This is a genomic window from Streptosporangium sp. H16 (genome assembly GCF_051918855.1).
GTDB lineage: Bacteria > Actinomycetota > Actinomycetes > Streptosporangiales > Streptosporangiaceae > Streptosporangium.
In genome coordinates this window covers 322,985-338,976 of sequence record NZ_JBPXMD010000006.1, presented here as the reverse complement: position 1 = coordinate 338,976, position 15,992 = coordinate 322,985, and the positions used below count along the sequence as shown (strand labels likewise).

Sequence of the window (15,992 nt, the reverse complement as noted above, 5' to 3'; positions counted from 1 at the left end):
GGAATGGGCGAGCGTAAGACGTGGGCCGACAAGCGGGAAGAAATCATGGGACGTCCCGGCTCGGGGGCCGCGTACGAAGCGGCGCGGATCCGTTTCGAGCTTGGCGAGGCGGTACGGCTGCGCCGTGAACAACTCGGGCTGACTCAGGCCGAACTGGCCGAGCGCACCGGGTTGAAGCAGCCCGCGGTGGCGCGGTTCGAGGCAGGTGGGACGATGCCGACGATTCCGATGCTGGAGAGGCTTGCGGAGGCGTTGGAGATGCGGCTCAGTGTCCAGTTCCAGCCATTGCGTGAAGCGAGCTGAACTGTTGAAGAGATACGAAGCCATCGGGCACGCAACAGGAACAGAGGCTCGTTGGGTTCTGGGGGAACATCAAGATCCAGGTTTGGGAATCATCCGTGACCTGGGCCTTGAAGCGTGGAGCGGGTGACGGGAATCGAACCCGCGCTGTCAGCTTGGGAAGTGCATCGATCACGCCTTGTAGAGCGGTTGAGCTGGGCGTTCGGCCGGTCGTGAGTGACCGTGGTTGACCCCTCGTCACTCTGGTTAATGGCCCGCTAATGGCCCGACGGTCAAAGCTCTGAAGCGGGTGCGGTGGCGGACTCAGCAGCGACGGTGCGGAGTCGCTTGATCTCTTCGAAGATCTCTTGATCACTGAGTACGGATATGACGGTGAGCTCTTGCGGGCCTGCCGCTCGGTGATATTTGCCAAGGGAGAAGCAGAGTCCGGAGCGCAGCTCTCCTAGCTCTCTTCGGAACGCATTCCGTTCGGCGATCAGCTTCTCTACATCGTCCAGAGTGAAGAGCGTCTTGGAGGGGCCGTTCATGGTCCAACCGTGCTGACCGGGTTCCCAGAAGATCTCGACTTCGGTGCCCTCGCGAGGGTCTCCGCCCTTGGTCGCGTCCTGCGCGGTCGTGACACTGACCTTCTCCACGCGGAGGTGCCAGTTGTCGCCGTCGTGAACGTCGATCACAACGGGAGTTTCGTCGGGCAGGCCAGTGAGGTAATCGAGGAGTTGGCGGACAGTGAGCATAGGTGCAGGGTGACATGGATCACGCACCTGCGTATACCCGATCATCCTAGAGTTGGAGTGCTTCCGCCGGAAGCCTCGGGGTTCATGGGAGTGTTTGACATGTGGGCCGAGTCGCCCCCAATTTCCGGGCGCTGGCAGGGGACAGGGTCATGGGGGTGATCCATCCCTGCCGTGTCAGGACCACTTGGGCGGGGAGGGGGGTGATCGGGTAGACCTCGATGCCCCGCGCCCAGTTCGTGAGCAGTCCTTCGGTGCCGATGGAGTCGATCAGAACGATTGAGATGGGCTGGCCGTCTTTGGCCCAGGTGTTCCAGATCGCCCACCCTCCAGACCGGGCTTCGACGTTCAGACGGTCGCAGATCTCGCTGTAGCTCTCTTCCATGCCAACGGGAAGGGCGTCTGGCCGGAGGATGACCACCCCGGCGAGTTTCATCAGGGGAAGGTCCTCATCGAGACACCCGTCCCCGTTGAAGTGATGGTGGCGGAGCCGGCGGGCTGTCTCGATCACTGCTCGCTGAAGTGGCGTGGCCTCATCGGAGATGGTGGCAAGAGTGAGCCATCCCTCGTTGTCTGCCGCGTTCACGATCTCGCGCGCCAGGTGCTCGATGTGGCGTAGGTACTCGATATCGCTGAGGTCGGTTCGGGACACCGCGACAGTGTGGCATCACGGCATGAGCCTGAGCATGTGGGGTTATACAGCCGAGAAGATGCCATTTTCCTGAGGTGGAGCGGGTGACGGGAATCGAACCCGCGCTGTCAGCTTGGGAAGTCTCTAACGCACCTGGTCGCTGAGCTGGGGAGACGCTGACCTGCGGGGGAGTGCTTCGGTTGCCCGTGGTTCCCCGTGAGTCCCCCCTTGATCCCTCTGCTGACGGGCACGCAACGGGCACGGCCTGAGAACCCCGTGCGGACGCACACACCCCGCCCGCCGGATCTTCCCGTCTGCCTCGTCCCACCCCGGAGGGGCAACAGCTCGGGGACGGAGGATCAAGGCCGTCTTCGCGTGTACGTCAACCGGTAGACGTTCCTCGGCCATGGGACGTCAACGGTCACAGACGGCCTTGATCCGGAGGAGTCGAGATGTTGGGCTTGCCTGGGACGTGGCAGACGGGAAGATCCGGCTTCTACCTCAGCTATCTACGGCTCACAGGTTTGCAACTGTGATCATCCCGGAGCCGAGCCCCCCGCCGGAGGCTGTTCTTGTTGGTCTCGCCGTTAAGAGGTCGGGCGGTGCCAGGGGTGATCTTTGTAGCGGAGGACGTCGATCAGGTGTCGGCTGTATCCGCTGGCCTGCACGACTTCGTCGATCTTGTCTGTGCGGGAGTGGTGGGGGAGGAGCTGCTGCACGAGGCTTGCGATCTCGGCTCGGATTTCTCGAAGCTCAAGGGCCATGTAGCGCTCTTCTTCGCCGAGCCTGCCGAGTTCGGAGTAGCGACTGTCTGGAGGTGGAGTGCTCTCGGCCATGTCGTCACTGTAGGCGGCGGGCCGGTGGTCGGCGAGTGGGTTAGGTACGGCGGGTGCGCGGGTCGGTGGATGGCCCGGGGCGCCGCCGGCCGGGACCGGCGCCCACGCCGCACGCCCGGTCGGCGGGCGGCAGAGGGCCGGGTACGGCGGTGCGGCGCGCCGCCGCTTGATACCTATAAGAACAATTCGGCAAGTGTAAGGCGTAGGAGGCTCTTCATTAATCAGCTCTGGTGGGATTAGCTGAGCTTCTTCCGGGGGCAGCTTACATACGCTTGGAAAGTTTGCTATGGTATTCGCGTGCTGCCCAAATTTGAGTACACTGATTTCCATAAATTTCTTGTGAGTGTGGGAACTCTTCTGTGTGCGGCAGGACTAGGAATCCCTTTTTTGCTTCTCCAGAGCAAGAGTGTTATTCATACGACTGCCAAGAAAATGCAGGAGCTTACTCCTGCTGCGAGGGAAGCGGTTCAGCAACAACAAGACCAGCTTCTACTTCTGATTAGAGTTTGGCCGACTATTGCTGCCATCCTAATTTTAGCCGGGTTTATATTTTTATGCTGCGGAGGGTATCAGTGGAGGAATCGGCAAAAGCAGATTGACAATAGAGAGCGAGTGGAAATAGGAAAAGCTGAGGCTGAGACGAGAAAGGCGTTTGAGGAGGCAGCCCACTTCGCTCGACAGAATAAAGAAGAGAAGCAAGAAGAGGTAAACGAGCTAGAGGAAAAAATCGAAGAAGCCACTAGTGACGTGCGCTCTTTGATTGTGGAAGATGTAGTAGCTCCGGAGTCTCAGGGAGACATTGCTCCGCTGCGCCAGGCAATTCAAGGTTCCAAGGCGTACGCTCGGGAAAAAATCGTGCTGGCAGAGAAGATGGCGGAAGAACTCCTAGCTAGGGCGCTCAAGCCTGGTGACCTGCTGGAAACGAGCGTGACAGTAGACGGCTCTGCTGCCGACTTCCTTCTTGCTCTACGTGACTCAGGAGTCGGGTACGCCGTAGAGGTTAAGGCCCTTGCATGGAGGTCAGGGTTCGGAGCAAACGCTTCTAGGCGAATTAGAGAGGTTATGTGGAAGGCGGACCGGGTTGTCGAGGAATCCGAGAAAAGGATGGAAAAAGGGCTTAGGTCTATTTGTTTTTACGTTATTTATCCCGCCTACTCTGGAGAGATCGTAGAGGAAGAGGCGCTTCAATCTTTGGCTAACCTGGTTTCCAGGGAGGTCGGTCGACGAAATTATCCCGAAGGTCGATCTCCAATTTCTTTTATTACGACAATGGAAAGACTCAGTTCCGCAAACTTGGACTTTCTGCACGAACTTGAAGGCCGTAGCGGGCCTCAAGTTTTCGTTTTCTAAGTAGCTAAACTTTGGGTTTACTTAATGCCCGCTAACCTGAAAAGTCAGTCAAGAAGCTCTGGGTGGCGAGCGGTGAGTGCTCGCTGGGCAGTCAGAAACCGCTCGTGGAATTCTTTAAAAAGTATTTCACGGCGGTAGCGTTGGCGTAGAACGCGGTCTAGGTCTCCGGCTCGGTGGACGAGATCGGTAAGAGATCGACGGTTGAGGTCGAACGCGGCCATGCCTTGCTCTACTGATGCGTCCAGGTCTCCACGTCGGGCGTGGACGATGCCGAGGTCTATGCGGGCGTCGGCGACCCGCATAGGAGCGTTAGAAGTGCCGTCGGGGCGAGTGTGCATCTGGATCGTCTCAAGGGCGTGTTCCTCGGCGCGGTCGTTGTCTTCAAGCCAGGTGTAGGCGGTGGCGGCGTAGAAAACCCACTTTGCGTGGTCGAACACGAAGTGGTGATCCGGATTGCTGGGGAGCGGGAGCTTCGCCAGGGCATCGGCTCCTCGGCTGAGAGCTTTGTCGGCCTCACGGCGGTCACCGATCCGGGCCAGTCCGCGGGCCTCTTGCAGGGTGAGTTGAACTTGGGCGCTGGATTGGCCGGCGACGGCCTGGCCCATGCGGGCAGAGGTCACGACGTCTTCATAGCGGCCTTCGACCAGGGCGAACCACGCGGACATTTCGTGTGCCCAGCCCATGAGTTCACCGTGGCCGACCTGGCGGCCCATCTCGTAGGCGGCGCGGCGGGCGGTCTCGGCCTCCTCACGCTCTCCCAGGTCGTAGTGAACGCATCCGAGCAAGGCCGTTAGCCATCCGGTGATGACGAGGAGTTCACGGTGCTGGGCGAGGGTGATCCGTCCGCCCAGTAGACCGTTGACCTGAGAAAGACGCTTCTGAGTCCGGTCGCGCAACGTGGCGGCTGAAACGACGGGGTAGGCGCGGCAGAGCAGATCGACAGCCTCGGCGAGGGCTTCAAGAGTGCCGGTTCCGACGTCGGACGCTTGGAGCTGCTGGGCGAGTTCCATGGTGCCGTACAGGTCGACCTCGGCTCGCAACGCATCCATGGGAATGACGCTGGTGGCCTCGACGAGCTGGCCGGCCCCGCGTCTGTTCGGCCGGAATCCCAGGGCTTCGGGTTGAAGTCCGGTCAGCTGGGTGATGGCGAGCCGGTACGGAGAATGGGGCCATCTGACCTCTCCGGCCTCCCAACGTCGGATGCGCTCCTCGTCGCACGCCAGGGACTCCTTGACGCCGACCGGTGTCGTGTTGATCCGGTGGGCCAGTTCGGCGCGCGTCAGACGGTGCTCGTTACGCCAAGCCCGGAGTTGGACGTTGGGGATGTTGTCGGGCATCTGGGGCCTTCCTCCCGGCTGGGGGCTCAAGAGGGGGGATTCAGGGGGGCCGTTTGGGGGTCCTGTCCTTCTCGGATTGCCGGTGGACTTGCCATCAAGCAACACGGTACGTCAGCCCGCTTTCCGCCGCAGGGAACGCGGATCAAATTCGAGGAGATGGCGACGGTGACCCGGCCAGAGGAGACCAGCGAGACACGCCCCTGCCCCGCGTGCAACCAAGCTGCGCAGCTCGCGCCGTGCCCTTCTCGTCGGCGAGAGCGGTGGTGATCCCGAGACGCAGGGAGAACAGGAATGTCTCGACTGCCTCGCAACCGGCCGGGTCGAAAGGAACGTGAGATGAATCCGATCATGCAGACCGCTGCGGCCTGCCTCCAGCAGGAACGCCAGGAGAACGAGGCGCATGCCCTCACCCGGCTGCGGAACGCGTTGCTGCGGCTCGGCGTACGGGCCGAACTGCGCGACAACGACAGTGCGCTGATGATTCCCCGTCCACAGGTGGGCCTGCCGGTGTGGGTGTTCGTCGGCTACGGCGGCGCCTTCTACTCCTGGCAGTCGGCCGAGAAGCGCCACCCGATCAGCGACGTGGCGGGTGCTGCTCAAGTTCTGGCCGATTACGTCGGTCGATAGGCGGGCGCGGCGGGGTGGTGTCCTTCGGTGCGGAGGGCATCGAAGAGCGTTACCGCTGCCTCGTCGCGTCTGATCACGTCCCGGCAGGCAGCAGAGACGGCGTGCGCGGCCCCACCCGTATAACCGCAACGCCCTTCTTCCCTCTCTCTGCCTGCCGGGATGTTCTCTGCTCTCGTTCCCCTTGCCTTCCGGTGACGTGACAGGCGGGGGAGGCCAGGTTACGCTCTGACTTGGTCAAACAACCTGTCGGGTGATGGACGGTCGTAATGTCACTAGAGTCCGTGCCTCCGAAGTACGCCCAGCTTGTTCAGGCACTTCAACGGCGCATCGAGTCGGGGGACTACCCTCCGGGCTCACTCCTGCCCAGTGAGAACCAACTCATCAACGAGTTCGGCGTCTCCCGGCCCACCGTCGTCGCCGCACTGCGCGTGCTACGCGAACAGGGCTGGATCGACTCTCAACAGGGCAAGGGCCGCTTTGTGCGTGGTCGCCCGGCGATGACCTCGATGGAACAACCCCGCCCCGGACAGGCGTACCTGACCGGTCCCGAAAGTGCCTCCGACGGTGAGGTGGTGGAGGCGGCGGCGCTGTCCGTACCCAACCGCATCGCGTCCCTGCTGGACATCACCCCGAAGAGCAAGGCGTTCCTGCGGCGTCGCCTGGTCAGCCGGAACGGCGAACCGACCGAGATCGTCTCGGTGTGGCTGCCGCTGGAACTCTCCGAGGGCACCGACCTGACCAGTGCTGACCTGCTGACCGAGGGGCTTCGCGAGCATCTCCAGTCGCGCAAGGGGGTGCGCTTCGACCACATCGTGGAACAGATCGTCGCGCGCATGCCCACGACCGAGGAGGTCAAGCGGCTCGGCATGCCGAAGAACGTCCCGCTGCTGTGCGTCTACGCGGCGGTGCGTGACGCGGCCGGTCATGCCCTTGTTGTGGCGGAAGTGCTTCTTCCAGCCGATCGCCATGAGTTGGAAGACGCCTACCCGATTAGCTGAAGTCATGCCCTACCTCAGGGCATGCGCTTGTTCATCCTCCGGGACAGTCGTTGTCCCCGCCGCTGCGCTCGACGCAATAGCCGGAAGGCAGTGGCTCCGGAGGTGGGACTGATCCGCCTGAGTAGTTCCCGCCGAGCATCACCATGGCGGCAACCAGGCAGAGGACCGTCCCAGCTCCGAATATGCATGCGGTCGCCTCTCTTCGCGCTTTTCCGGCGACGATGGCCGCGAGTGCTGGTGAGGCGACTCCGACGACGGCTGTGGCTACGAGGAACCGCATAGCGCGATCGTTATCAGCGGGACCTCCGAACGAGGCCGTCAGCCCTTCTGCGATCCATGGCAAAGACAAGCATGGAGTTCCTATAAGCCATATCAGGGTCAAAACGATCAGAGTGAGATCAGTCCAGGTTCCCGACTTTCCAGTCTCTGGCTCCATGAATTGGATCTTCGCTCGGTCGCGCGAGAGTTGCCATGGGCAGCGTGCCAAGCGGTATCGAGTCGTTGTCCTTTCGAAGCCACTTTCAAAAATTCTTTAGTCACTTGACCTATCAAGTGACGGCGTCGTACCCTCGAGGGACTTGATAGATTAAGTGACTGTCAGTTGACAAGAGGAGTGCCATCATGGCCCTGCAAGGACCCATCCCCGTCAGCTTCGCCCAGGTCTTCCCGCACGGCTGCTACGTCGTCGGGGAGGTCGAGGCGGTCAAGGACTTCGACGCCTCCACCAACGGCCGCTTCGTCCAGTCCCGCGACAAGACCACCGGAGAACTCGTCTGGCAGGTCGCGGTCATGGACGCCGACCCGACCGTCAAGCCCGGACAGAAGACCGTGGCCGTCAAGATCCTCGCCCCGGTCCAGCCCGTTCCGCCGGCCCCCATGCCGAACCTGCCCTTCACCCCGGTCGAGTTCGACCACGTCACCGCCACCCCGTACGTCAACGGCGCCGGACGCCTCGCCTACTCCATCAAGGTCCGCGAGATGCGTACCCCGCGCACCGGCCCCGTCGCCCCCGCCCCCGCCAAGCACACCTCCACCGCTGGAAAGGACGTCGCCTGATGACGCGTCGCAGGACTCACCGCATCAGCACCATCACTCTCAACACCGGCCGTGGCGCCCGTGCCACCAACCACCCCTACCCGGCGCGCACCCCGGTCCTGGCGCTCGACTTCGGGGCCGTGTCGCTCCTGGTCACCACCTCGGCCGGTGACCTTGTGACGGCCTCCGACGTCGAATTCGCCCGCCAGCTCGCCCACGAGGCCGACCAGTTCGCCCGCTCGGTCGAGAGCAAGTTCACCACCCCGGCCAACGAGCCCGACCAGGGCAAAGCGGCCTGACACGTAAGCGGGGCCGCTGGAACTGGCATTCCGGCGGCCCCTCGTCTCCCCAGACAGCGAATCAAGAGAGGGCTCAAGCCTATGTTCAAAAAACTGCCCGGTGACGAGGCGCAACACCTCGTCACCACGACCCCCGACACGGCCGTGGTGTTCCGCCCGGCCGTCCTCAAGACTCCCGCCATCGTCACCATCGTCATCTTCACCTGGCGGCTGCTGGCCGGTGCCGTGCGGTTGCTCTGGCGCTACCCGATCGCCTCACCCGTCGCCGTCGCTCCCGGCGCGCTGAGCTGGCTGTACGGCTGGCAGTGGGGCATCGCGCTTCTCGTCCTGGTACCCGTTGCTCTCACCACGTGGCGGCTGGTCGATCGGGCCTCGTTCCTGCGCCTGGTGGGCTGGCGGCTGCTGGCCTGGTGGCGACGAGTGTGGATCTACCGGCGGCACTGGCAACCGGTGATGATCGTCTCCGGTCTCGGCCGTCACCTGCGGGGCCGTGACTACCTGCCTCGCCTCGTCCGCGTCACCTGCACCTCGTGGGCGGACCTGGTCACGGTGAAGATGCTCGCCGGACAGTCGGTCAAGGACTGGTCCGACCGCATCGAGAACCTGGCCCATGGCTTCGGCGCCACCTCGTGCCGGGTGACCGTCGCCCGGTCGGGCCGTCTGCTGCTGGCCTTCCCTCGACGCGATCCGCTGGCCGTCCCCTTACCCGCTCTACCGATTCCCGACGTGGCGTCGGTGGGGCCGGTCGAGATCGGCAAGCAGGAGGACGGCACCCCGTGGCGGCTCAAGATCCACGGCACTCACGTCCTGGTCGCCGGGGCCACCGGGGCGGGCAAGGGCTCGATCATCTGGTCCACTATCCGGGGCCTGCTGCCCGCCGTCCGTTCGGGCCTAGTGCAGATCTGGGCGTTGGATCCCAAGCTCATGGAACTGTCCTTCGGGCGTGATCTGTTCGACCGCTACGCCGCCAACCCGGCCGAGTGCGCCGATCTCCTGGAAGCGGCCCTGAAGCTCATGCAGGAGAGGGCAGGCCGGTTCGCCGGAGTGCAGCGCAACCACGTCCCTACCGTCGATGACCCGTTCGTCCTGGTGGTGGTCGACGAGGTGGCGTTCCTGACCGCCTACCAGTCCGACAAGGGTCTCAAGCTCCGCATCTCGGCAGCGCTGGCGACCCTGACCACGCAGGGCCGTGCGGTGGGAGTCGGCGTCCTGGCGGCGTTGCAGGACCCGCGCAAGGACGTCCTGAGCATCCGCAACCTGTTCCCCGACAAGATCGCGCTGCGGCTGGACGAGTCCGAACAGGTGGACATGGTCCTCGGTGACGGCGCTCGGGATCGGGGCGCGCTCGCCGACCTGATCTCACCTCAGCCGGACCTCGGCGCGGGCATCGCCTACACCCGTCTGGAGACCTCACCCGAGCCGATGCGTGCCCGTGCCGGCTACGTCTCCGACGCCGATATCCGCGACATGGTCGCCGTGTTCACCGCCGACACGCTGCCGCTGACGGGTGAGGGGGCCTGATGAGAGTCATCCTGCACGGCACCCCGGCCGAGATCGAGGGCCTGCCCTTCCGGCGGCTGCGGACCTTCAACGGCTCCGACCTCGCCGAAGTGACGGTGATCGTCGACCTCGACACCGCCCGGCTCCGCAAACACCCCTACAGCGACGCCTGCCGGATCACCGCTGACGTGGTCGACCGAGAGGAGGCCATGTGACCGACACCCCTCCTGTTCCACCGTCCGCCACCCCGCCCGATGGCTCCGACCGCACCTTGCCCCGCCTCGTCCGTGACACCCTGCCGTTCGCCCTGGACGTCGCGATCGAGGTCGCCAAGAACAACGGCGTCTGCATCCGGCCGATCGAGCTGCGGCGCCTCGACACTCACACCGGCACGGCCGAGTCGTTCAACATCCCCTGCGGCGCCACGCAGGAGGCCAAGTGCCCGCCGTGCGCCAACCGCAACCGCCAGCTCCGCCGGGCACAGTGCCGGGAGGGCTGGCATCTCGACCACGAACCGATCGCCGAACCCAACCCCTCCACCGAAGACCAGCGGTGGCTGATCGAGTTCCGGGCCGACGTGCAGGCCAAGCGCGACGAGGCCGAGAGGAATGGGGAAGACACCCTTGACTGGGACGAGGCGATCGCCGGGATCGACGCGGAGATCAACACCGCCGGGATGCGGGGCAACGTCCTGGGCGGTCGGTCGACCCCCAAGCGCTCACGCTCGACCAGGCGGCGTCAGGACGCCCCGGACCTGCCCAAGCGGGCCAAGCAGGACACGACCCTCGGCCGGACCTTCGTCGCCTCCGACGGCAAGGTCTACCGGCCGTCCCTGTTCGTCACGCTGACCCTTCCCTCCTACGGGCGCGTTCGCAACGGCGTCCCGGTCAACCCGAGTACGTACGACTACGCGGCGGCTGCCCGTGACGCCCTGCACTTCTCCAAGCTCGTCGACCGGTTCGTGCAGAACCTTCGCCGGGTGGCGGGCTATGACGTGCAGTACTTCGCCTCTGTCGAACCGCAGAAGCGGCTCGCTCCTCATCTGCACATGGCGATCCGCGGGACCATGCCGCGTGCGGAGGTCAAGGCGATCGCCGCCGCGACCTATCACCAAGTGTGGTGGCCGTCCGTCGATGAAGTCCGCTTCGACGGTGAACACCTGCCGGTCTGGAGTGAGCGGGCCGAACGGGCTGAGCCTTACTCGGACGGGCAGGCCGGCGACTACCTCGACCCGGCCACCGGGGAACTCCTGCCCACCTGGGACGAGGCACTCGACCAGCTCGGCACCGACGAGGCGGCCGAACCGCTGCACGTGGTCCGCTTCGGTACTCAAGTCGATGTTCAGGGCGTGCTCGCCGGATCGCCGGACGCTGACCAGTGCATCGGCTACCTGTCGAAGTACCTGACCAAGAGCCTCGGCGACCCCCTCGACCCTGAAGACCCGGACAACCACGCTCGCCGGGACCACGCAACCCGCATGGTCGAAGCGCTGCGCTACGAACCGTGCTCGCCGACGTGCCCGAACTGGCTGCGGTACGGCGTACAGCCCAAGGGCGCCAAGGCGGGCATGCTGCCGGGCCGCTGCAAGGGCAAGGCACACAAGGCCGAACACCTCGGCTACGCGGGCCGTCGCGTCCTGGTCTCGCGTAAGTGGTCGAACAAGACCCTGCGTGAGCACAAGCAGGATCGCCGGGCCTGGGTGCTCGACATGCTCGGCCTTCCCGACGAGACGGTGACCGACCCGCACCGCTACGTCTGGCGGCCGGTCTCCTCCAAGGACCCCAACCGCACCCCGCTGGCCAAACGGCTGCTGCGTGAGGTCGCCAACCGCCGGCGCACCCGCGCACGACTGATCGAACTCCAGGCCAGAGCGGACGGCCTCCCTGTTCCAGATCTTTCGGCAACTCCGGGACTAGAGGTGGCGGCATGACCAGGAAGACCAGACAAGAGCTCACCTCGCCTCTCCCGGAACTCGCGCAAGGCCGGTTGCTCACCGTCGAAGAGGCGGCCGAACGGCTGAACACCACGGTCCGCTTCCCCCGTCGCCTGATCGAGGAACGGCGGATCGCCTTCATCCACGTCGGACGCAACGTCCGCATCCCCGAAGCGGCGCTTGAGGCGTTCATCGCCGCCGGGCTGGTCGAACCGATCACCACCACACGACGCAGGAGGGCCGCGTAATGGCCAGGACCACACTCGCCACCCCTGAGGAAGAGCCCCGGAACTCCGCCAAGGGCAAGCCGGCCAAGAGGCGCTTCGGGCGCGTTCGGCAACTGCCCTCCGGTCGGTTCCAAGCCCGCTACAGGGGACCGGATGACATCGATCGGGCGGCCCCGGAGACCTTCGCGACCAAGCGCGACGCGGAGGTCTGGCTGACCAAGAAGGAGGCCGAGATCCTCGTGGAGGACTGGAGCAATCCGGACCTCGGCAAGGTGGCCTTCAAGGAGTACGGCTCCGACTGGGTGAACGAGCGTCCCGGCCTGCGGCCCAAGACGGTCCAGCTCTACGAGGGCCTGCTCCGCCTGCACCTGGTCCCGACTTTCGGCAACCTGGCCGTGAGTGAGATCAAGGCGGCTCACGTGCGCAAGTGGCGTAAGACGCTCCTGGACAGGGGAGTCGGACCGGTCACCGTCGCCAAGGCGTACCGGCTGCTCAAGGCGATCATGAACACAGCCGTGGAGGACAAGATGATCAAGTCCAACCCGTGCCAGATCAAGAGCGGCGGTAAGGAGGAGTCGCCCGAGCGTCCGACGCTCACCATGGAACAGGTCTTCACGCTGGCCGGTGCGATCGAACCGCGTTTCCGGGCGCTGGTGCTCCTGGCGACGTTCGGCAGTCTGCGGTGGGGTGAGCTGGCGGCGCTCCGGCGCAAAAGCCTCAACCTGGATGCCCGGACGGTTCGGGTCGTGGCCTCCACCACCGAACTCAAGGACGGGTCGGTGACCGTCGGCCTGCCCAAGTCCGTGGCCGGTACGCGGACGGTCGCCCTTCCCGAGGTGGTGGTCTCGGAGCTTCGCGTGCACCTCGACACGTACACCGACGAGCATGACGAGGCGTTCGTCTTCCTCGGCGCGAAGGGCGCGATGCTGCGGCGGCCGGCCTTCAGCCGGATCTGGGCCAAGGCTCTGAAGGGGGCCAACCTCTCCGGCGTCCACTTCCACGACCTTCGCCATACGGGCAACACGTTCGCCTCGCAGTCGGGTGCGACGCTGCGGGAGCTGATGAACCGGATGGGGCACTCGACCACGCGGGCCGCGCTGATCTATCTGCACACCGAGAACGGGCGGGATCAGATGATCGCCGACGGCATGGGAAAGCTCGCCGAAGCCGTTCTCAAGAAAGAAGATCCACTGGCATCGGGCACGTAACGGGCACGGAAGATCGAAGAGGCTCGGAAAACAACTAAGGCCCCGGTTCGGATTCGCATCCTGACCTGGTCCTTTGTGGGTGGAGCGGGTGACGGGAATCGAACCCGCGCTGTCAGCTTGGGAAGCTGATGTTCTGCCATTGAACTACACCCGCGTGCGGCGTGCCGCGAGTCACCACTCTAGCGGAAAGTTGGGCGACTCTCGTCCCTCCCGGGAGCAAGATTCATGCGTTCCCTCCGAAGGCTGGCTTCACGGCTCCGCCGTTGCCAGGTTCCTCTCCCGGAGGCGAACTTCGAAGCTCCGCCGTTGGTAGGTTCCACACGTGCTGCTTTCCGATCGTGACATCGCCGCTCAGATCGAGGCCGGAAGGGTCAGGATCGATCCCTTCCAGCCGGAGATGATCCAGCCGTCCAGCGTTGACGTACGCCTGGACCGCTACTTCAGAGTCTTCGAGAACCACCGGTACCCCCACATCGATCCGGCGGTCGAGCAGCCCGATCTGACGCGGATGGTCGAACCGGACAAGGACGAGCCGTTCATCCTGCATCCGGGGGAGTTCGTGCTGGCGAGCACGTACGAGGTCGTCACGCTGCCGGACGACATCGCCTCGCGGCTGGAGGGCAAGAGCTCGCTGGGCAGGCTCGGGCTGCTGACGCACTCGACGGCCGGGTTCATCGACCCCGGGTTCAGCGGGCACGTCACGCTGGAGCTCTCCAACGTCGCGACGCTGCCGATCAAGCTCTGGCCCGGTATGAAGATCGGTCAGCTCTGCATGTTCAGGCTCAGCTCCCCGGCGGAGCATCCCTACGGTTCGGAGAAGTACGGATCGCGCTACCAGGGGCAGCGAGGGCCGACGCCGAGCCGTTCGTACCTCAACTTCCACCGGACTCCCATCTGATTTCCATGATCGTCGGTGGGGGAGGGTGCGGACTCTCGTGAGGGGCCCGAACGCGGTTTAGTGAGGGGCCGTGATGGAAATCACCCTGATTGTTCGCGGGGGCGGCCGGTCTGCCCGACCACGGTGGATCTCGGGGAAACGTCGTGGAAGTAGGAGCTTCGGGGGGGAGCGGGGGCGACGCGCCGGACGGTGATCCGGAGGAGAGAGTCCCATACGTGACCTGCCTTCGGCATAATGTGGCCGAAAACTAGCAAAAACGGTCACCGGAAAGATGCTCGCAAGACTGCCTCAAGCCGTGTGTCGCCGGGTACCCGCCGGGTAACGACATCACGAAGAGTGCGTGTCTGGCAGGTGAAGTTCGCATTTCCGCTGGTAACCCGTACCCTTCTCTGCGGACCATCCCCGCACATCTGGAGAACGACGTGCGCCTGCGTCTCACACCTAGTGAGGACAGCTACTACGACTTGTTCGCCGACTCGGCGAACAACCTCGTCACAGCGTCCCGTCTGCTGGTAGAGATCATCAGTGACGGATCGGACCGGGAAGCCCTGGCCGAGAAGATGCGCGCATGTGAGCACGCCGGCGACGAGCGCACTCACGCGATCATGAATCGGCTCAACGAGAGCTTCATCACCCCCTTCGACCGCGAGGACATCTATCGTCTCGCCTCGAACCTCGACGACGTCATGGACTACATGGAGGCGGCGGCCGATCTGATCGTCCTGTACCAGATCGACCACCTCCCCAAGGAGGTCGTCCGGCAGGTCGAGGTCCTGGAGCGCGCCGCCGAGCTCACCGCCGAGGCCATGCCGCGGCTGCGCTCGATGAAGAACCTCAACGAGTACTGGATCGAGATCAACCGGCTGGAGAACCAGGCCGACCAGGTCTACCGCCGCCTTCTCGCCAAGCTCTTCGGCGGGGAGTACGACGCGTTGACCGTCCTCAAGATGAAGGAGGTCATCGATCAGCTCGAGATGGCCGCCGACGCCTTCGAGCACGTGGCCAACACGATCGAGTCGATCGCGGTCAAGGAAAGCTAAGTGGATCTCACGCTCGCACTCGTCATCGGCGTGGTGGTCGTGGCGTTGGTGTTCGACTACACCAACGGTTTCCACGACGCCGCGAACGCGATCGCGACCTCCGTCTCGACGCGCGCGCTGACGCCGAGGGCCGCGCTGTTCATGGCCGCGGCCATGAACTTCCTGGGTGCGCATCTCGGTACGCAGGTGGCGGCGACCGTCGGCAAGGGCATCATCGACGCCCCGCAGGGAAGCCACGGTCTCGTCATCGTCGGTTCGGGTCTGGTCGGCGCGATCACCTGGAACCTCGTCACGTGGTACTTCGGCCTCCCCTCGTCGAGCAGTCACGCCCTGATCGGCGGCCTGGTCGGCTCCGCGATCGCCTCGGCGAGCACCGTCCACTGGGACGGAGTGCTGGAGAAGGTCGTCATCCCGATGATCCTGTCTCCGTTGATCGGCTTCAGCCTCGCCGGGCTCATCATGATCGGAATCCTGTGGGGATTCCGGCGTTCCCAGCCAACGAAGACCAACCGGGGCTTCCGCCACGCGCAGACCGTGTCCGCCGCGGCGATGGCGCTGGGCCACGGCCTCCAGGACGCGCAGAAGACCATGGGCGTCATCTTCCTGGCCCTCGTGGTCGGCGGCTACCAGAACGACGGTGACCCGATCCCCCAGTGGGTCATCCTCGCCGCCGCCACGGCCATCTCGCTCGGCACGTACGCGGGCGGCTGGCGGATCATGCGGACGCTCGGGCGCCGGATCATCGCGCTCGATCCCCCGCAGGGGTTCGCCGCGGAGACGGCCGCGGCGACCGTGCTCTACACCGCGGCCATCGGCTTCGGCGCCCCCATCTCCACCACCCACACGATCACCAGCGCGATCATGGGCGTGGGCGCCACCAAGCGCCTGTCGGCCGTGCGCTGGGGCGTCGCGGGCAACATCGTGACCGCCTGGGTCCTCACGATCCCGGCCGCCGCGTTCGTCGCCGCGCTGTCCTACTTCGCGCTCCACTGGATGGTCGAGTAGTCCTCGGGTGACCGCGCCGGACCGGGAGTGAACCCGG

18 protein-coding genes and 1 tRNA gene are annotated in these 15,992 nt (G+C 64.5%); 14 read left to right on the top strand and 5 right to left on the bottom strand.

From position 1 onward, the window contains the following. Nucleotides 1-3 precede the first annotated feature (3 nt). Complete coding sequence (locus tag ACTOQ2_RS13360) at nucleotides 4-303, top strand: helix-turn-helix domain-containing protein (RefSeq protein ID WP_440099878.1); 300 nt, start codon at nucleotides 4-6, stop codon at nucleotides 301-303. Nucleotides 304-572: 269 nt separating this feature from the next. Here ACTOQ2_RS13360 and ACTOQ2_RS13355 read toward each other — a convergent pair whose 3' ends face one another. The 3 genes from ACTOQ2_RS13355 to ACTOQ2_RS13345 form a co-directional block, all read right to left on the bottom strand. Further along, nucleotides 573-1,034: a hypothetical protein gene (locus ACTOQ2_RS13355; protein WP_440099877.1), complete on the bottom strand. Its 462-nt coding sequence runs from the start codon at nucleotides 1,032-1,034 to the stop codon at nucleotides 573-575. An 82-nt stretch (nucleotides 1,035-1,116) separates the two neighbouring features. After that, the gene (locus ACTOQ2_RS13350) at nucleotides 1,117-1,683 is read right to left on the bottom strand and encodes a hypothetical protein (RefSeq protein WP_440099876.1); all 567 of its coding nucleotides are present in this window, start codon (nucleotides 1,681-1,683) and stop codon (nucleotides 1,117-1,119) included. 566 nt (nucleotides 1,684-2,249) lie between these two features. Then, complete coding sequence (locus ACTOQ2_RS13345) at nucleotides 2,250-2,498, bottom strand: hypothetical protein (protein ID WP_440099875.1); 249 nt, start codon at nucleotides 2,496-2,498, stop codon at nucleotides 2,250-2,252. Between the two features lie 297 nt (nucleotides 2,499-2,795). On the opposite strand from ACTOQ2_RS13345, the gene ACTOQ2_RS13340 reads away from it, so the two are divergent. After that, nucleotides 2,796-3,848 carry a hypothetical protein gene (locus ACTOQ2_RS13340; protein ID WP_440099874.1) on the top strand — a complete coding sequence of 351 codons (1,053 nt, stop codon included), beginning with the start codon at nucleotides 2,796-2,798 and terminating at the stop codon, nucleotides 3,846-3,848. A gap of 44 nt (nucleotides 3,849-3,892) precedes the next feature. Here ACTOQ2_RS13340 and ACTOQ2_RS13335 read toward each other — a convergent pair whose 3' ends face one another. Next, entirely contained in the window at nucleotides 3,893-5,185 is a 1,293-nt protein-coding gene (locus tag ACTOQ2_RS13335; protein ID WP_440099873.1) for a hypothetical protein, read from the bottom strand. A 336-nt stretch (nucleotides 5,186-5,521) separates the two neighbouring features. Between ACTOQ2_RS13335 and ACTOQ2_RS13330 the strand changes: the two genes are divergently transcribed. The 9 genes from ACTOQ2_RS13330 (at nucleotide 5,522) to ACTOQ2_RS13290 (ending at nucleotide 13,012) form a co-directional block, all read left to right on the top strand. Next, nucleotides 5,522-5,812: a hypothetical protein gene (locus tag ACTOQ2_RS13330; RefSeq protein ID WP_440099872.1), complete on the top strand. Its 291-nt coding sequence runs from the start codon at nucleotides 5,522-5,524 to the stop codon at nucleotides 5,810-5,812. 281 nt (nucleotides 5,813-6,093) lie between these two features. Beyond that, a complete protein-coding gene (locus tag ACTOQ2_RS13325; RefSeq protein ID WP_440099871.1) occupies nucleotides 6,094-6,810 on the top strand; it encodes a GntR family transcriptional regulator in 717 nt (238 codons plus the stop codon). Nucleotides 6,811-7,431: 621 nt separating this feature from the next. Further along, on the top strand, nucleotides 7,432-7,866 hold the full coding sequence (locus ACTOQ2_RS13320) for a plasmid replication, integration and excision activator (RefSeq protein ID WP_440099870.1): 435 nt from the start codon (nucleotides 7,432-7,434) through the stop codon (nucleotides 7,864-7,866). Then, nucleotides 7,866-8,144, top strand: coding sequence for a hypothetical protein (locus ACTOQ2_RS13315; RefSeq protein ID WP_343981662.1), 279 nt, complete (start codon nucleotides 7,866-7,868; stop codon nucleotides 8,142-8,144). Before ACTOQ2_RS13320 ends, ACTOQ2_RS13315 begins: the two co-directional genes overlap by 1 nt. A gap of 81 nt (nucleotides 8,145-8,225) precedes the next feature. After that, nucleotides 8,226-9,665, top strand: coding sequence for an FtsK/SpoIIIE domain-containing protein (locus ACTOQ2_RS13310; protein ID WP_440099869.1), 1,440 nt, complete (start codon nucleotides 8,226-8,228; stop codon nucleotides 9,663-9,665). Next, on the top strand, nucleotides 9,665-9,859 hold the full coding sequence (locus ACTOQ2_RS13305; RefSeq protein ID WP_440099868.1) for a hypothetical protein: 195 nt from the start codon (nucleotides 9,665-9,667) through the stop codon (nucleotides 9,857-9,859). The genes ACTOQ2_RS13310 and ACTOQ2_RS13305 overlap by 1 nt, the downstream gene beginning before the upstream one ends. Further along, nucleotides 9,856-11,574: a replication initiator gene (locus tag ACTOQ2_RS13300; protein WP_440099867.1), complete on the top strand. Its 1,719-nt coding sequence runs from the start codon at nucleotides 9,856-9,858 to the stop codon at nucleotides 11,572-11,574. The genes ACTOQ2_RS13305 and ACTOQ2_RS13300 overlap by 4 nt, the downstream gene beginning before the upstream one ends. Then, on the top strand, nucleotides 11,571-11,825 hold the full coding sequence (locus tag ACTOQ2_RS13295) for an excisionase family DNA-binding protein (RefSeq protein ID WP_440099866.1): 255 nt from the start codon (nucleotides 11,571-11,573) through the stop codon (nucleotides 11,823-11,825). The genes ACTOQ2_RS13300 and ACTOQ2_RS13295 overlap by 4 nt, the downstream gene beginning before the upstream one ends. Then, nucleotides 11,825-13,012 carry a tyrosine-type recombinase/integrase gene (locus ACTOQ2_RS13290; RefSeq protein WP_440099864.1) on the top strand — a complete coding sequence of 396 codons (1,188 nt, stop codon included), beginning with the start codon at nucleotides 11,825-11,827 and terminating at the stop codon, nucleotides 13,010-13,012. The genes ACTOQ2_RS13295 and ACTOQ2_RS13290 overlap by 1 nt, the downstream gene beginning before the upstream one ends. Before the next feature lie 80 nt (nucleotides 13,013-13,092). Here ACTOQ2_RS13290 and ACTOQ2_RS13285 read toward each other — a convergent pair. Further along, nucleotides 13,093-13,166, bottom strand: a tRNA-Gly gene (locus tag ACTOQ2_RS13285). A 168-nt stretch (nucleotides 13,167-13,334) separates the two neighbouring features. Between ACTOQ2_RS13285 and dcd the strand changes: the two genes are divergently transcribed. The 3 genes from dcd to ACTOQ2_RS13270 all read left to right on the top strand — a co-directional run bounded on the left by dcd (nucleotide 13,335) and on the right by ACTOQ2_RS13270 (nucleotide 15,955). After that, a complete protein-coding gene (dcd, locus tag ACTOQ2_RS13280; RefSeq protein ID WP_440099863.1) occupies nucleotides 13,335-13,910 on the top strand; it encodes a dCTP deaminase in 576 nt (191 codons plus the stop codon). A 422-nt stretch (nucleotides 13,911-14,332) separates the two neighbouring features. Beyond that, nucleotides 14,333-14,950, top strand: a complete 618-nt coding sequence (locus ACTOQ2_RS13275) for a DUF47 domain-containing protein (RefSeq protein WP_030924556.1) — start codon at nucleotides 14,333-14,335, stop codon at nucleotides 14,948-14,950. Continuing rightward, entirely contained in the window at nucleotides 14,951-15,955 is a 1,005-nt protein-coding gene (locus ACTOQ2_RS13270) for an anion permease (RefSeq protein ID WP_440070454.1), read from the top strand. The last annotated feature ends 37 nt before the right edge of the window (nucleotides 15,956-15,992 follow it).

Excerpts from the sequence above, each read along its gene's own strand:
- ACTOQ2_RS13360 (WP_440099878.1), top strand. The coding sequence starts at position 4 with ATGGGCGAGCGTAAGACGTGGGCCGACAAGCGGGAAGAAATCATGGGA.
- ACTOQ2_RS13355 (WP_440099877.1), bottom strand. The coding sequence starts at position 1,034 with ATGCTCACTGTCCGCCAACTCCTCGATTACCTCACTGGCCTGCCCGAC.
- ACTOQ2_RS13345 (WP_440099875.1), bottom strand. The coding sequence starts at position 2,498 with ATGGCCGAGAGCACTCCACCTCCAGACAGTCGCTACTCCGAACTCGGC.
- ACTOQ2_RS13335 (WP_440099873.1), bottom strand. The coding sequence starts at position 5,185 with ATGCCCGACAACATCCCCAACGTCCAACTCCGGGCTTGGCGTAACGAG.
- ACTOQ2_RS13330 (WP_440099872.1), top strand. The coding sequence starts at position 5,522 with ATGAATCCGATCATGCAGACCGCTGCGGCCTGCCTCCAGCAGGAACGC.
- ACTOQ2_RS13320 (WP_440099870.1), top strand. The coding sequence starts at position 7,432 with ATGGCCCTGCAAGGACCCATCCCCGTCAGCTTCGCCCAGGTCTTCCCG.
- ACTOQ2_RS13315 (WP_343981662.1), top strand. The coding sequence starts at position 7,866 with ATGACGCGTCGCAGGACTCACCGCATCAGCACCATCACTCTCAACACC.
- ACTOQ2_RS13310 (WP_440099869.1), top strand. The coding sequence starts at position 8,226 with ATGTTCAAAAAACTGCCCGGTGACGAGGCGCAACACCTCGTCACCACG.
- ACTOQ2_RS13305 (WP_440099868.1), top strand. The coding sequence starts at position 9,665 with ATGAGAGTCATCCTGCACGGCACCCCGGCCGAGATCGAGGGCCTGCCC.
- ACTOQ2_RS13295 (WP_440099866.1), top strand. The coding sequence starts at position 11,571 with ATGACCAGGAAGACCAGACAAGAGCTCACCTCGCCTCTCCCGGAACTC.
- ACTOQ2_RS13290 (WP_440099864.1), top strand. The coding sequence starts at position 11,825 with ATGGCCAGGACCACACTCGCCACCCCTGAGGAAGAGCCCCGGAACTCC.